This window comes from Haladaptatus ordinarius (assembly GCF_054177595.1).
The window spans coordinates 1-13,404 of sequence record NZ_JBPEHH010000010.1 but is presented as its reverse complement, the minus strand read 5'-3'; the positions used below and the strand labels follow the sequence as shown (position 1 = coordinate 13,404).

The 13,404-nt window shown below is 63.0% G+C and carries 13 protein-coding genes, 2 tRNA genes and 2 pseudogenes; 6 read left to right on the top strand and 11 right to left on the bottom strand.

What is annotated here, in order from left to right; genetic code table 11:
* Positions 1-14 precede the first annotated feature (14 nt).
* A complete protein-coding gene (locus tag ACR3FF_RS05790; RefSeq protein ID WP_458186861.1) occupies positions 15-173 on the bottom strand; it encodes a DUF7563 family protein in 159 nt (52 codons plus the stop codon).
* 96 nt (positions 174-269) lie between these two features.
* On the opposite strand from ACR3FF_RS05790, the gene ACR3FF_RS05785 reads away from it, so the two are divergent.
* The gene (locus ACR3FF_RS05785) at positions 270-1,166 is read left to right on the top strand and encodes an EamA family transporter (protein WP_458186950.1); all 897 of its coding nucleotides are present in this window, start codon (positions 270-272) and stop codon (positions 1,164-1,166) included.
* A gap of 28 nt (positions 1,167-1,194) precedes the next feature.
* Here ACR3FF_RS05785 and ACR3FF_RS05780 read toward each other — a convergent pair whose 3' ends face one another.
* Entirely contained in the window at positions 1,195-1,374 is a 180-nt protein-coding gene (locus ACR3FF_RS05780) for an HVO_0416 family zinc finger protein (protein ID WP_458186859.1), read from the bottom strand.
* 92 nt (positions 1,375-1,466) lie between these two features.
* Positions 1,467-2,819, bottom strand: a complete 1,353-nt coding sequence (gene cca, locus ACR3FF_RS05775) for a CCA tRNA nucleotidyltransferase (protein WP_458186858.1) — start codon at positions 2,817-2,819, stop codon at positions 1,467-1,469.
* Between the two features lie 101 nt (positions 2,820-2,920).
* Between cca and ACR3FF_RS05770 the strand changes: the two genes are divergently transcribed.
* The 3 genes from ACR3FF_RS05770 to ACR3FF_RS05760 all read left to right on the top strand — a co-directional run bounded on the left by ACR3FF_RS05770 (position 2,921) and on the right by ACR3FF_RS05760 (position 4,449).
* Positions 2,921-2,993, top strand: a tRNA-Asn gene (locus ACR3FF_RS05770).
* A gap of 90 nt (positions 2,994-3,083) precedes the next feature.
* Positions 3,084-3,158, top strand: a tRNA-Ile gene (locus tag ACR3FF_RS05765).
* Between the two features lie 331 nt (positions 3,159-3,489).
* A complete protein-coding gene (locus tag ACR3FF_RS05760; RefSeq protein ID WP_458186856.1) occupies positions 3,490-4,449 on the top strand; it encodes a hypothetical protein in 960 nt (319 codons plus the stop codon).
* A gap of 1 nt (position 4,450) precedes the next feature.
* Here the strand turns inward: ACR3FF_RS05760 and ACR3FF_RS05755 are convergent, their stop codons facing one another.
* Together ACR3FF_RS05755 and ACR3FF_RS05750 are read right to left on the bottom strand one after the other, a co-directional pair.
* Positions 4,451-4,975 (bottom strand): FlaD/FlaE family flagellar protein, encoded by a 525-nt coding sequence (locus ACR3FF_RS05755; protein ID WP_458186855.1) that lies wholly within the window; start codon positions 4,973-4,975, stop codon positions 4,451-4,453.
* 31 nt (positions 4,976-5,006) lie between these two features.
* The gene (locus ACR3FF_RS05750; protein WP_458186853.1) at positions 5,007-5,390 is read right to left on the bottom strand and encodes a hypothetical protein; all 384 of its coding nucleotides are present in this window, start codon (positions 5,388-5,390) and stop codon (positions 5,007-5,009) included.
* A 108-nt stretch (positions 5,391-5,498) separates the two neighbouring features.
* On the opposite strand from ACR3FF_RS05750, the pseudogene ACR3FF_RS05745 reads away from it, so the two are divergent.
* Together ACR3FF_RS05745 and ACR3FF_RS05740 are read left to right on the top strand one after the other, a co-directional pair.
* A pseudogene (locus ACR3FF_RS05745) lies at positions 5,499-5,798 on the top strand (response regulator); the annotation flags it as partial.
* Positions 5,793-7,231, top strand: a pseudogene (locus ACR3FF_RS05740) (RNA-guided endonuclease TnpB family protein). The pseudogenes ACR3FF_RS05745 and ACR3FF_RS05740, both read left to right, overlap by 6 nt.
* A gap of 149 nt (positions 7,232-7,380) precedes the next feature.
* On the opposite strand, the gene ACR3FF_RS05735 reads toward ACR3FF_RS05740, so the two are convergent.
* The 6 genes from ACR3FF_RS05735 to ACR3FF_RS05710 form a co-directional block, all read right to left on the bottom strand.
* Positions 7,381-8,835, bottom strand: coding sequence for an oligosaccharide flippase family protein (locus ACR3FF_RS05735; protein ID WP_458186852.1), 1,455 nt, complete (start codon positions 8,833-8,835; stop codon positions 7,381-7,383).
* Positions 8,832-10,133 (bottom strand): sulfatase-like hydrolase/transferase, encoded by a 1,302-nt coding sequence (locus tag ACR3FF_RS05730; protein WP_458186850.1) that lies wholly within the window; start codon positions 10,131-10,133, stop codon positions 8,832-8,834. Before ACR3FF_RS05730 ends, ACR3FF_RS05735 begins: the two co-directional genes overlap by 4 nt.
* Entirely contained in the window at positions 10,130-11,044 is a 915-nt protein-coding gene (locus ACR3FF_RS05725) for an alkaline phosphatase family protein (RefSeq protein ID WP_458186849.1), read from the bottom strand. The genes ACR3FF_RS05730 and ACR3FF_RS05725 overlap by 4 nt, the downstream gene beginning before the upstream one ends.
* A complete protein-coding gene (locus ACR3FF_RS05720) occupies positions 11,041-11,712 on the bottom strand; it encodes a glycosyltransferase family 2 protein (protein WP_458186847.1) in 672 nt (223 codons plus the stop codon). The genes ACR3FF_RS05725 and ACR3FF_RS05720 overlap by 4 nt, the downstream gene beginning before the upstream one ends.
* Complete coding sequence (locus tag ACR3FF_RS05715) at positions 11,684-12,853, bottom strand: glycosyltransferase (RefSeq protein WP_458186846.1); 1,170 nt, start codon at positions 12,851-12,853, stop codon at positions 11,684-11,686. Before ACR3FF_RS05715 ends, ACR3FF_RS05720 begins: the two co-directional genes overlap by 29 nt.
* A gap of 344 nt (positions 12,854-13,197) precedes the next feature.
* On the bottom strand, positions 13,198-13,404 hold a 207-nt coding region (locus ACR3FF_RS05710), incomplete at its 5' end, for a transposase (RefSeq protein WP_458186844.1).

The following is a 13,404-nucleotide window of genomic DNA, read 5'->3' as shown; positions in this document are numbered from 1 at the left end:
GAGGTATTTTCGGTTCAGGTGCCACGAGGCGAGCGTGCGTTGCGTACCTCCGCACCGTCTCGAACCTTGTCTTCACAGTCCGGACAGACGCGGGGGTCTTCTTCCTCCGGTGGTGTGAACACTCTCGCGTAGGCTGCCGTCACGAACGACCCACAGTTCTGACACTCTGGCATTCTCTCTCTACCCACCGGTTCGTAATATTACAGTATATGTGTACCGACATCGATTCGGACGAGGGAGTTAAGCCGCCGGATGGTCACCTTCCTGCAATGACGCTCCCCGTCGAAGTGTACCTCCTTTCGCTTCTTCCTGCCGTCCTCTGGGGATTCGAACCCATCGTCTCGAAACGGGGAATGGCCGACGGTGGCAACTCGCTCCAGGCGTCACTGGTCGTGGTCGTCGTGGATTCGGTGCTGTTCTGGACGGCGCTCATCGCCCTCGAAGGGACGAACCCGTTCGTCGGACTCTCACCGGTCACCGTCGGTATCTTCCTCTTCGGGGGGTTCGTCGGAACGGCGGTCGGTCGACTGGCCGCATTCGGGGGTGTCCGGCGCGTCGGCGCGAGCATCAACAGCGCCGGCATCAGTACGCGACCGCTGTTCGCGACGATGCTCGCGGTCGCCGTGCTGGACGAACCGCTCTCTTTGGCGACCGGCATCGGTATCGTCGTCCTCGTCGCGGGACTGACGATACTCGCGCTGGCGAAGGGCGGTGACATCGGTGGGTGGGAACGCCGTGATTTGGCGTTTCCGCTGGCGGCGGCGGGGGCGTTCGCCGTCGGGAACGTCGTTCGCCGGTTCGGACTGGCGACGACGGAGACGACACCGTTGCAGGCCGTCGCGTTGAACGAAACGGCGGCGTTCGTCGCGCTCTTCGGGTACGCTATCGCGCGAAATCGCCGGGACGTGCTCACCGCGCCACGGGAAACCTACGGCCTGTTCGCAGCGAGTGGAACGCTCACTGCCGTGGCGTTGCTGTCGCTGTTCGCGGCGCTGTCGCTTCCGGACGGCCGGGTGGCTATCGTCGATCCGCTGACCGGGACGGCACCCCTCTTCACGACCGTCTTCGCGTACTTTCTGCTTCGGGACGTAGAACGAGTCACACGCGGCATCGTCGTGGGCGCGTCGCTGGTCGTCGTTGGCGCTGGAATCATCACCGCGCTGTGAGCGCGGCGAATCTCACTGGACGGACGGGCTACGGGTGCCAACCGCAGACGGAACACTCGCTCGCTGCGAGGTCGTGTAATCCGCCGCACTCCGGACACTGCTTTTTGTTGTACTCCTGCTCCCAGTCTAGTCGTTCTGTCTCGTGACCGCGGTCGGCGAGGAACTGGTCGAACATGGATTCGTCGTTGCCGGTTGGTGCGGAGGCCATACGTGCTATGGTAATGCACACCAACCATATAACCCTACTGGTTAGACAGACGCCAGACTCGCTGCACCTTCGAAATTCAGTGTTTGCGACACTCACGGTTTCGGGTCGAAGTAGCCCGCCAGGTCGACGCCGAACTCCGGTGCCAACGTCCCGACTTCGTCGCCCGAGAGCACCTGGTATCCCGCGTTCATCGCTCGTTCGACGTGGACGCCCAGGGCAGCGTCGAAGACGGCGTCGCTTTCGAGGAAGGAGACGGCACTGGTAAACTCCCGCTCTCGTTCGACTACGTATCGGTCGTCGTCGACGAACGGGCCGTAGGCCTCGGCGTCGTCGGCGTACGTCTCGTAGAATCCGGTCGAGTGGTCGCGGACGTGGACGGGCGGGCCGGAGTGGCGCTCGATTGCGGGACGCTCCGTGACTTCGAGTTCGAAAAAGAGCACCGCGGAGTCGTCGGCGAACAGGGCACTACGCAGGACGTCGAACCCTCGCCGAGCGAGCGCGTCACCCACGCCCGAGAGCGACTTCTGGAGCTGGGGGTAGAGCTGGTCGTCCACCACGTCCGGCGCGTCGAATCGGAGGGCGACCGGCGTGGTTCCCCGGTCGGCGACGAACTCGCGAACGTCGGCGGGCGTGAGTGGGTCGGGCGACTCCGGAAAGAAGACCGATTCGCGCGGCGTCGCGAGCAGGTCACGGGCGTAATGTTGGAGTCGCGCGACGTTCCTGGCCGAGAGGACGGCGGCGACGTTGCGTTCCGGGTCGGTGGGGTCGATGACCACCAGTGGGTCGTCGAACGTCGCTCGTCCGTGCGCCTCGGGGTCGAGGTGTACGGGTGGATGCCACTCCGACGCGGCTTCGAGGAGGCCGCGGAACCCGCCGAACTCGAGGACGAGGAGTTCGGCCAGGTAGCCCGAAAATCCCCTGGTTCGGAGGTCGCTTCCGTACACGCCGATACCCTTCAAAAACTGCTTGAACAGCAGCACCTCGCGGGTGAGCGCCTCGTCCAGTTTCGCTTCGAGATACTGAGTGTGGAAGGGAGTCCGGTCGACCGCCGACCGAATCGCCGCCGCCGACTCGACGCGGTAGCACGGGACGAGGTCGACGTCGAACCCCTCGAACTCCCCTTTGACGTAGGGATGTTCTGCGAACTCTTCGTGGCCATCGGGCAAGACCGCGTGGCCGACCTCCAGTCCGTAGGTCTCCAGCGTTTCGCGGTCGAGATCGGGGGGGAACCGGACGAACAGGTCGATGTCCCGGTCACCACTGACCCACGTCCCTCGGGCGGTGCTCCCGACCCGTATCACGTCGGCGTCGGTCGGCAGGTCGGCGACCGCCTCCTCGGTTCGTTCGACCAACAGGTCGGCGACGCGCTGGAGTCGCGCTCGTTCGTCGGCGTCCGGTTCGACCTGCTCGCGGACTGCCTCGACGACCGCTTCGAAGCGTTCCATCGTCCGAAACTTTTCCACGAACGCGTGAAAGCGTATCGATGCTGCCGGGGGAAAACGAAAGCCCTATCAAAGAACTCCATCTATGGGGAGATGCAGAGAAAGCCGCCGTAGCTCAGTTGGTAGAGCACCTGGTTGTTACCCAGGTTGTCCCAGGTTCGAGCCCTGGCGGCGGCGCTTTTCCAGATTCAGTACGCGTCGAGGAGACCCGCTCTCGACTCCAACCCGGTACGCTAAAGAGGTGGCCCAGATTACGAATAGGCGAGAGGGCCCTTAGCTCAGTCTGGTTAGAGCGCTCGGCTCATAACCGGGTGGTCGTTGGTTCGAATCCGACAGGGCCCATCTGCCGCGAACGTCGTGAGCACCAGGAGGACCCCGATCGTCGCTCCGTACGACCCCGTGGACCGCGGGCCGAAGTCACGCCGTTCGCTGTCACGTCGGGTATCAGTCGGTCGATTACCGTTCGAGATACCAGCCTCCGAAACCTGTCAAGAATCGTAGGTTTCGACGAAGGCGAACGAGTGGCATGGGAACGGATGACGCCCGGAAAGGCCACGGAACCGACGAAATCTATACGCTGACTGAACCTATGAACCGTATAATTCTCCCACGCTGAGGCGTTCGAGGCGTTAAACAGGCCATAAATAAGGGCCTAGCCTCACTACCCCCTGGTATGGATATTCGGGAACGGTACAATCTGCAGAACGCCCTCCGGGTCATACGAAAGCCGTCTCTCATACGTGGTGAAACACGGCGACTGCGCAACGACGCACTGAAGGTGAACGCCTACGCCTCTCGCCGGTGGAACGACGAGGAGCGCGTCGACGTGATGGCCGAGGATTGGGACAATCTCGTCATCCTGGACGCCTGCCGGTACGACATGTTCGCCACGCGTGCCACCCTCGGCGACCGCGTGACCAGTAAACTCTCGCCGGGAAGCGAGAGCTGGGAGTTCATGCAGGAGAGCTTCGTCGGGCGCGAGTTTCACGACACGGTGTACGTCACGTCGAATCCACACGCCTACAAACTCCCTGACGGCACCTTCCACGCCGTCGTCAATCTGCTGGACGGCCACTGGAACGAGGACCTCCGTACGGTCACGCCCGAGACGATGGTCGAACAGACGCTCGCGGCGTTCGAGGAGTATCCCGACAAGCGCATCATCACGCACTTCATGCAGCCACACTACCCGTTCATCGGCGAGAGGGGACGGAAACTCAAGCACTCGGGTATCGAGATGCAACTCGACGACGACGAACGCAGTGGCGAACCCCATCCGTGGTTCGGCCTGTTCAACGGACGGACGGAAAACGAGTCGGAGATCATCGAGGCGTACGTCGAGAATCTGGACGAAGTGCTCCCACACGTCGAGCGACTGGTCGGCGAACTCACCGGCAAAACCGTCATCACGGCCGACCACGGCAACCTCATCGGCGAGCGCACGTATCCGATTCCGCTCAAGACCTACGGTCACCCCGGCGGACTCCACAAGCGCGAACTCATCGAAGTGCCGTGGGCTGAAATCGATTCTGACGAGCGTCGCGACGTGACGACCGAGTCGCCGCAAGCGCGCGAGGGGATGACCGACGAGGTCATCGAGGACAGGTTACGGAATCTCGGCTACGCCGAGTGACCTACAGCGAGGCGAGGCGGGCGATGTAGACGAGACTCACCACGTGGTCGCTCGTATCGAGGTCGGCGGGACCGGTCTCGCCGAATCGGTCGCTCTCAGAGAATCCGAACATGTATGCTCTGAGACTCTCGTAGGCGTCCTCGCTCAACCAGTCTATCTCTTCGTAGTAGGCCAGGGCGTTCCCGGTATTCTCGAATCCGGCCTTTTCGACGAGGAAATCGAGCCACTCGAAGACGACGACTTCTGCCCCGTACCGGTTCGGAGCGTCCTCAGGTAGGGTTTCTCCGGAAGCGACCCGGACGCGAGCACTCGCGTCTGGAGTTTCAGTAGCTCCTCGCGTTGCCCCAGGCGAAACAGGTCGTCTGCCACGCGCTCTTCGCCCCCCGAGGAGAGGTCGAGTGGCGGCTCGTCCTCGTCGGCCATCCTGCGAAGTTCGCGCAGGTCGTAATCGGCGGGTTTGATAGTCATCTGATGTTTCGGATACAACCCTCTCAAAATGTATAAATCTTGGTACGACGAGACGCACGAAACAAATCTCAGAAAGTAGTCAATTCCGCTTACTCCTGCGACGACCCGCCTCGGACTTTTCGCGCGACAACGAAGAGACCGAGGAGGCTTCCGAGGATGCCGACTGCGCGGGCGGCCGTTCGACCGCGGCCCAGTCGAGAGTCGGAATCGTCCGTTTCGGTTTCGACTTCCGTTTCCGTTTGCTCCGCTTCCGTCTCCTCGCTCGCCGACGACCGACGTTTCCGGACGAGCAGGCCGATTCCGACGACGACGAGTAGGCCGACCACCGGTCCGAGCACGGCACGCAGCGACCCCCCGGACGACCCCGTCTCCGACGACGTGGTCTTCGCGGTCGTTGGTGTGGCGTCCTCGTCGGCGTACACTCGCTCTTCGAGGAGTGCCGGCTTTTCGAGGTTGATTTTGAAGAGTGTCATCACGATTCTGTTCGTGACCATAGGTCATTATACCTTCTGGCTCGTGCGAAAAGCTATTCTTCTCAAACAAGTAAGGATAATATAATAAATACTACGTCAGGTTTACGTATGTTTGTGCATAGGGAGGGGTATGACGAAGTCAATCCGCGTGTTAGTGGTCGACGACGACCCCGACCTCGCGGATATGTCCGCACTCTTTTTCGAGCGCGAACGAGAGTATTCGAGACGGACTTCGAGACCGACCCCGAGGCGGCCATCGCCCACCTGGAATCCGAACGAGTCGACTGCGTCGTCAGCGACTACGACATGCCCGACGTGAATGACCTGGAACTGCTCGCCGCGGTTCGGGAGACGCACCCAGACCTCCCGTTCGTCCTCTTTACTGGCAAGGGGAGCGAAGAAATCGCGAGCGAGGCCATCGCTGCCGGCGTCTCCGGCTATCTCCAGAAGGAGACTAACACGGACCAGTACACCGTCCTCGCGAGCGTCGTCGAAAACGCAGTCGAGAAGTATTGGGCCGAACGCGCCCTCAAAGAAGAACAGTCGTTCATAGAAAGTGCGCTCGATTCGCTCGCCGACATCTTCTACGCCGTCGACACGAACTACGAGTTCATCCGCTGGAACGACACCATGTGCGAGGTGACCGGGTACGACGACGAAATCGCCGACATGCGACTTATCGACCTCTTTCCCGAGGCCGCCGCCGTCGAGATGGATTCGATTTTTGCGGAGGGAACCGGCGTCTTCGAAACCGACGTTCACTCGAAAGTTCTACAGAAAGTCGTACAGCGAGTATACGACAATCTCTCGACGCTTCGCGGTCGCAAAGAGAACGGCTACGGCGTCGGGACGCTCAAGTGGAAAGCACCGGGCGAGTACCGCAGTTTCACCTATAGTCAATCCGGTTTCAAGCTCAAGAACACGAGCGGTCGGACGCGCTGTGGCTCTCGAAACTCGGTGATATCCCGCTCACCTTCCACCGCGACCTCCCCGACGACGCCGAAATCAAGACCGTCACGGTCAAACAGGAGCCGACCGGGAAATGGTACGCTATCCTCGGCATCGAGACGCTCGACGACCCGCCCGCGAAACCGGAGAACCCCGAGCGGTGTATCGGTATTGACGTGGGCATCCTCAAGTACGCCCACGACACCGACAGAACCGCCGTCGAATCACTCGACCTGTCCGACGAACGGGAGCGGTTGGAACGTGCACAGCGTGACCTCTCGCGCAAGCAACACGGGTCTACGAATTGGGAGGAACAGCGCCGAGTCGTGGCCGAGCGTCATGCTGAGTTGAAGAACAAGCGACGGGACTTCCTCCACAAGCTCTCGAACTACTACGCCACCGAGTACGAGCTCGTGGCGGTCGAAGACTTGGACGCGAAAGGGTTGGTCGAACTGCCGGGCAACTCTCGGAACCGAGCGGGCGCGGCGTGGGGAACGTTCCTGCGGATGCTTGAATACAAATGTGAGCGCGAGGGAACGCATTTCGTCGCCGTGAATCCGCGCGGAACGACGAAAGAGTGTGCGTCCTGCGGGGTTTCGACCGAGAAGCCCTTGTGGGTCCGTGAACACTCGTGTCCCTCGTGTGGGTTTGAAGCAGATAGAGACGCGAACGCGGCGTGGAACATCCTTTCTCGCGGTCTCAAAGATATAGGAGCGGGACGCTCCGAATCAACGTCACCAGAAATCGAAGATTTCTGATTGGCGAACGAATCGCTGAGCGATTCGTCAACGCCTGTGGAGACTGCGCTCCCTGTGGATACGCCTGTATCTGCACAGCGCGTCGTAGAAACAGGAAGCCCCACCCTCAAGCGTGAGCCGTCAGGCGAGCGGTAGGTGGGGTAGTTCACCGCGGACAACCGGACAACCGACGACCTGATTCTCCTCGACGTGTCGATTCGCCCCGTTCGCAACGAATCCGGAACGGTGGAGACGCTCATCGTGGAAGGCCGGAGCATGGAATCACTGCGAGAACGGTCGAAGAGTTAGAGTGAGACCGACCCGCGCACTGCTTCACCGAGCGTGTGTCTGGTTCCCGGACTCGCCGCGAGGAGGACCGCGAGGTAGACGCCGCCGCCCAGCGAGACGAGGAGGGCGAGGTCCACCCACGACCGAACGGGAATCGAAGTGTGGGCTATCGACACGGCGCCGAACATGACGAGACTCGCCCCTACCTGTGCGACCATGGGGCGCGAGAGGGGGACGAATCCCGAAACGGAACGCCGGAAGAACACCACGCCACCGAGATACCGAAGCGTCTCCGCGACGAGCGTGGCGACGACGACGCCGATAGGGCCGAACTGGAGCGTGAACGCGACGCCGAGTACGAGGTTCACGGCTACCGCGACGGCGGAGAGTCGCAGCGCGACGTCCGGTCTGTCGAAACCGTTTATCGCCTGCACGAGTGGCCCGCTCTGCGCTCGAACGACGCGATACCCCGCGAGACCGACCAGCAGGAGGGCCGCCTCCCGATACTCCGGGCCGTACACCGTCACGACGAGCGGTTTCGAGAGCGCCAGCGCCCCGAAGAAGATGGGGAACGCGAGCACTCCTGCGTAGGCGACGGTGTTGGAGACGTCCCGCCCGACGGCCGCTCCCTGCGCGTTTCGAGCGCTCACCGCCGCCATCAGACCTCGCCCCGCGACGTCGGCGACGAACACCGCCGGGAGCGTGAGTTTCCACGCCACCTCGTAGAATCCCGCCGCAGCGGGTGTGAGCAAGAACCCGAGCAAGAGCACGTCGAGGCGGTCGTACGTCGTTCCTAGCGCCACCGTCGGGATGCTGTATCGCGCGTAGTCGGCGAGACTCCGGACGAACGTCCGGGACGGTACCGCCGGACGCGCTCCGACGAACCACGAGATGACGGGGAGCACGAGCGCCGACGCCGTCGCCAACCCGTACACCATCCCGGCAGCCCCTACCGCCCCGGCGGTACTGAGCAGTGCGACGAAGCCCACCTGAAGCGGCAACGTGAGCACCGACCTGAGGGTATCTATCCACGTCGCGACGCTGATTCGGCCGCGACCCTGGACGAGGCTATCGAGGCTCTCGTAGACGGATTCGGTCACGAGCAGGACGACGAGCAAGAGGGGGGCCGCCGCGAGGCCGGTGTACCCCCGGAGCGCGTCGCCAGCGAGGAAGACGACGCCCCCTGCGACGAGGAGCCAGCACGCGTCGAACAGCAGTTGCGCCCCGAAAGCGGGCGGGCGGAGCGCGTCGCTCTCCGAGAGACGTTTTTTCGCCGCCAACGACCAGCCGTTCATCGGTCTGTCGACGAGCTTCGCCAGCGCGTACAGCAGGTAGACGCCGCCGAACGCGGTCGGCCCGAGCCACCGCGCGAAGACGACCGTCCCGGCGAAGCCGATTGCCGCCATCGTGAACTGGGCGACCGTTCCGCCGAGCGTCTCCTTGCTGAGGCTGATGTCCGCTGCTTCGCTCACGCGTAGCCTAAGTCTCGGAGTTGGTTCTCGACGGCCTCCGAAACGCCCACGTCGTTCTCGACGACTCTCCGTTCGAGTTGGTTCACGAGCGTTTCGATTCGCTCGCGTGGCTTGTCTATTTCGCCCAGTTCGTGATAGCCGTCCGGCGTCTCCCACCCGTAGTACCCCGGTGCTATCAGCGCGTTCAGTTCGGTGTCGAGCGGTGCGGTGTCGAAGCCGTCCCTGCCCAGCGAGGTGCGGTGGCGGTCGGTCAGGCCGTGATACTCGGCCAGCCACTGCCCGTCGGTCACGTCGCCGAGCAAACAGCGCCCGCGGGACTCACCGTCCAGGTCGGCGAGGTCGAGCATCGTTCGGTGAACGTCGAGCAGGCTCACCGTCTCCTCGCAGGTTCCGTCCAGTTCGTCACCCCAGACGCACAGCGGAATCTTCGTCACCGCCGGGTACAGCCCACAGAGGTGTTCCCACGCGTCGTACTCGCCGAGCGCCTCGCCGTGGTCGGAGAGGGTGACGACGTAATCGAACTCCTCGCGGAGTGTCGAAAAGATGGCACGATAGCTGTCGGAGAGGTAGCGAACGCTGTCGTCGTACGCCCGCCGAATCCTGTCGGGGTCGGCGTCCGGCGCGTCGAGGGTCGCCCGTAGCCCGTTCAGTTCGGGTGGGTCGACCGACTGGTACTCCTCGGGGGGGTCGTAGGGAGTGTGTGCCTCCATCAGGTTGACGAACAAAAACTCGTCGTCGCCGAACTCAGTTTCGTGGACGAACTGCGTGGCCTCGGTCGCGCCGTCGTCGCGGGTGGTCCGGCCCCAGCCCATATCGCGCAGTTTGAGCAGCGCGCCGCGTTTGAGCGAGGGAATCGTATCGCAGTCGCCGGTGAGCACGTCGCGCACGGCGTGGAGGTAGCGTTCCGGCCCCATCTCTCGCGTCTCGGCGATGAAGCCGTCCCAGTCGAAGACGTTCTCGGAGAGCGCCCGAAGTCGCCAACTCCCTTCGAACTGGTCGAACCCGCGATGGAAGTCGAACGGCCGGGAGACGTTGACGTTCGCGCTGAACGCCCGGGTGGTGTAGCCCGCGTCCCGAAACGACTCCGCGAGCACTGGTTCGGGACAGTCGAGCAGTTGCGCGCCGGCGTACACCCCCAGTTCGCTGGCGTACTTCCCCGCGAACAGGGACGCGTGGGCCGGGACGGTCCAGTGGGACGTGGAGTAGGCGTTCTCGAACCGTCTGCCCGGAAGCCAGTCGAAGTGCTCGTCGAAGGCGTCCTTTCGCAAGGTGTCGAGGACGACCAGTGCGACGTTCATCGGTACCCCAGCGCTGAAAGGCGGTCGGAGACCGATTCGACCGGCCGGTTCGTCTCGTGTGTCCAGTCAGCGGGGTCGTGTGCTCCCGAATCGCTGGCGCTGGTGACGACCCACGGCACCTCCCGCAGAACGCGAATCGGCACCCTGTCGGGGTGGCCGTAGACGTACCACTCGCCGAATCCATTGCCGTGGTCCGCCGTGAGCACGACGCGGTCGGCGTCGAGATTGTCGAGCAAGAGCGAGACGTCCGCGAGCACGTAACGGAGGTTCTTGCGGTACGCACGCCACACTCGCTCTCTCGTGAGGTCGCCGCGGCGCAGTCGCTCCCAGACGCCGACGCGCTGCCCGAACTCGTCGCGGCTCATCGCCCCGCCGGGAAGCGGGTCGGGGACGGACGGGAAGTGCGGTTGCATATAGTGGACGAGGAGCTTTTCGGGGTCGTACTCGCGCGCCGCCGCGATGGCTCGGTCGGTGACGGCGCGGGCCGGAACCGTCCCCCGTTCGTCGTTCCAGCCGTCCCGCCAGACCTCGTCCAGCAGGTGGAAGTTCTCCGGGTCGAGGTGTGCTTCGGAGTTCGGGTTCGCCGTGACGTGAACCGTGTCGGTACAATCGCGGGCGTCGAAGTTCGCGTGCATCCACTCGTCCGAGCGCGTGCCCGCCGATTCGAAGCGCCAGACGTGGTCGATAAAGGAGAACTCGCGGGCGACCTCGCGTAGCGCGTCGACCCGGCACCCATCCAGGACGACGAGCGCGTCCCACGGGTGGCTGTAGATAGACTGGCCGTAGGCTCGACGTTCGCCGAGTCTCCGAAGCCCGCCTTTGTAGAACTCGTAGGCCGATTTGTCCACGCCGCGCCAGCCTTCCTCGCGGATGCGGTCTCGACTCTCGGCGACCCAGTCGGCCAACGTCATCGGCTCTCTCCGGGGGAACGAACCCTGTCCACCGCGTCCCAGACCCCTCGTCGCCAGAGCCAGTCGTTGATTCGCCCGAGCGTCGTGTCGGGGACGATTCGCTGCTCGTAGCGTGCGGGATACTCACGTTTCAGGCTCGCTTCTTTCTCCTCGTCGATACTGGCGCGTGGTCTGTCGGGATGGTACATTACCAGATCCGAATCGTAGCGACACGGGCCCGCGTCCTCGAGACGCCAGCCGAACTCGGTGTCGTCGCGCCACCCTGCGTACTCGCTCCGGAACCCGCCCGCAGCGAGCGCGACGTCGCGGTCGAACGCGAGGTTACAGCCCACGTACAATCCCTCGCCGCGATACGTGCGTCCTCCCTCGACCCGTCCCTCGACGCAGACCGCATCGCCCGAGAGGGCGTCGTGGACGCGAGCCACCCAGTCCGGCGGCGGCCGACAGTCGTCGTCGGTGAGCGCCACGACGTCGGCCTCGGCGGCCTCGATTCCGGCGTTTCTGGCCTCGCAGATGTCGAGACTGGCGTCGTCGACGACCAGTATCTCGAAGGCCGTCGTCGTCTGCTCTCGCAGGTCGGCGACCACTCGGTCGTGGTCGTTCGCCGGGAGGGTCGGTATCACGACCGAGACGCGGGGTTCAGCGGACGTGTATGGTTTCCGTATCATCGACTGTAGAGCGTTTCGAGGCGGTTTCTGCGTGCGTCCTGCGAACGACGTTTCGGAGCGTTCGGGCGAACGTCGCCCTGTCGTACCGTTCGGCGAATCGCTGTATCTCGGTAGAATCGAAGTCGTCCGGGTCGAAGCGGTCGATGGAGTCGCGTAACGACGCGACGGTCGGTTCGAATCGGAGTCCGGTCTTCCCGTCGACCGCCTGGTGGCGGGTGAACCCCTCGTTCACGCCGATGAGGGGTTTTCCCGCCGTCAGTGCTTCCGCGCCGACGAGACCGAAGTCCTCGTCCTTGGGTGCGTAGACGACGGCGGTGGCGCGAGCGACCACGTCTTCGACCCGTTCTACGTACCCTCGAACGTCGATGTTGTCGTGGGGCTTTGCTTTCCTCTCGATAGTCTCGCGCTCTTCTCCATCGCCCACGACGACGAGGCGTTCGTCCAGTCCGGCGAACGCGTCCACGACGAGGTCGATTCGCTTTTCGGGTGCGAGCCGTGACCACGTGACGAAATAGCCGTCGTCGCCGTCGTCGCGCCACTCCCCGGTGACCGGCGGGTAGACGATAGCCGCGTCCCGGCCGTAGTACCGCTGGATGCGGTCACGAACGAGTTCGCTGTTGGCGACGAAGCGGTCTACGTAGTCGTTTCCTTCCTTGTCGAGTGTCCGCCACCACTTCGCGTACGCTTTCAGTGCGAAGCCGATGCCGGGGTACTCGAATCCCGAGAGACGGTCGCTGTAGAGGTCGTAGAGCCACCGTGGCGGGCTGTGTGGGTACTGGAGAACCGTCTGTTCGACTCGCGGGACGTACGACTTCGAGAGGGGTGCACTCTCCAGGAGCACGTCGTAGTTCGCGAGTTCCTCGTGGGCGTCCGTCATGTCGAGCGCCACCGACAGCGTCTCCAGGGGATTCATCCCCTCGCTCTTCCACTCAAGGAACTGCCCGGTGAGTCCCCGGGTGTACTTGTCCTGTTGGATAGGGACGACTCGCACGTCGTCCGGCAGGTCGACGCCGTCAGCGACGTACATGGTGTATATCGGTGCGTCAAGCACCCGTGCGGCTTCGATTGCGAACCGTTCTCCCCCACCGACGCCGGGAAACCGGTCGTGTAACACCGCCACGTTCCGTGGTTCCTGGCTCATTGCCCCACTCTCATCGGTCTGGCAGTGCTACAATGCGTTAGGTTATAAGTTGATTGCTCTATTTGAAATCATCGAGCCGAGCGTTCGATCTACCGGCGTTCAGGAATTGAACCCGTGTTCGTACCTGTCGACCGACCGTGGGTCGAAACCCTCGAGAGCAACCAGAAAAGATATGCTTCGGGATTTCTCCGTTGAAGATGTGTCACTTCACCATCTTTCTAGGCGGTCGGTTCTGGTTGGTGGGCTTTCTTTTTTAGCAGGATGTTCGGACGGAATCGGTCAGGACGGTCTCCGTATCGGCGGAATCGTTCTCGTCAATCGAGATGTGACTCACACGGCCGTGTTTAATCGCCTGAAGGGAGTGGAATCTCCTGTTCTGCGGCCTTCTTGATGTTGTAGACGGCACACATCAGTGCAAGTTCACGAAATTCTCGGTACCAGGTACGCGCTCGCAGGGCAACGCCCAGCGAGCGCTTCACCGAGGAGAAGACGGTTTCTGACATGGAGCGCTGATGGTAGAGATCGTCGTCAATCCGGGCGTTGTGGGCGTG

Excerpts from the sequence above, each read along its gene's own strand:
- ACR3FF_RS05730 (WP_458186850.1), bottom strand. The coding sequence starts at position 10,133 with ATGAACGTCGCACTGGTCGTCCTCGACACCTTGCGAAAGGACGCCTTC.
- ACR3FF_RS05760 (WP_458186856.1), top strand. The coding sequence starts at position 3,490 with ATGGATATTCGGGAACGGTACAATCTGCAGAACGCCCTCCGGGTCATA.
- ACR3FF_RS05780 (WP_458186859.1), bottom strand. The coding sequence starts at position 1,374 with ATGGCCTCCGCACCAACCGGCAACGACGAATCCATGTTCGACCAGTTC.
- cca (WP_458186858.1), bottom strand. The coding sequence starts at position 2,819 with ATGGAACGCTTCGAAGCGGTCGTCGAGGCAGTCCGCGAGCAGGTCGAA.
- ACR3FF_RS05790 (WP_458186861.1), bottom strand. The coding sequence starts at position 173 with ATGCCAGAGTGTCAGAACTGTGGGTCGTTCGTGACGGCAGCCTACGCG.
- ACR3FF_RS05725 (WP_458186849.1), bottom strand. The coding sequence starts at position 11,044 with ATGACGTTGGCCGACTGGGTCGCCGAGAGTCGAGACCGCATCCGCGAG.
- ACR3FF_RS05785 (WP_458186950.1), top strand. The coding sequence starts at position 270 with ATGACGCTCCCCGTCGAAGTGTACCTCCTTTCGCTTCTTCCTGCCGTC.
- ACR3FF_RS05750 (WP_458186853.1), bottom strand. The coding sequence starts at position 5,390 with ATGACACTCTTCAAAATCAACCTCGAAAAGCCGGCACTCCTCGAAGAG.
- ACR3FF_RS05720 (WP_458186847.1), bottom strand. The coding sequence starts at position 11,712 with ATGATACGGAAACCATACACGTCCGCTGAACCCCGCGTCTCGGTCGTG.
- ACR3FF_RS05715 (WP_458186846.1), bottom strand. The coding sequence starts at position 12,853 with ATGAGCCAGGAACCACGGAACGTGGCGGTGTTACACGACCGGTTTCCC.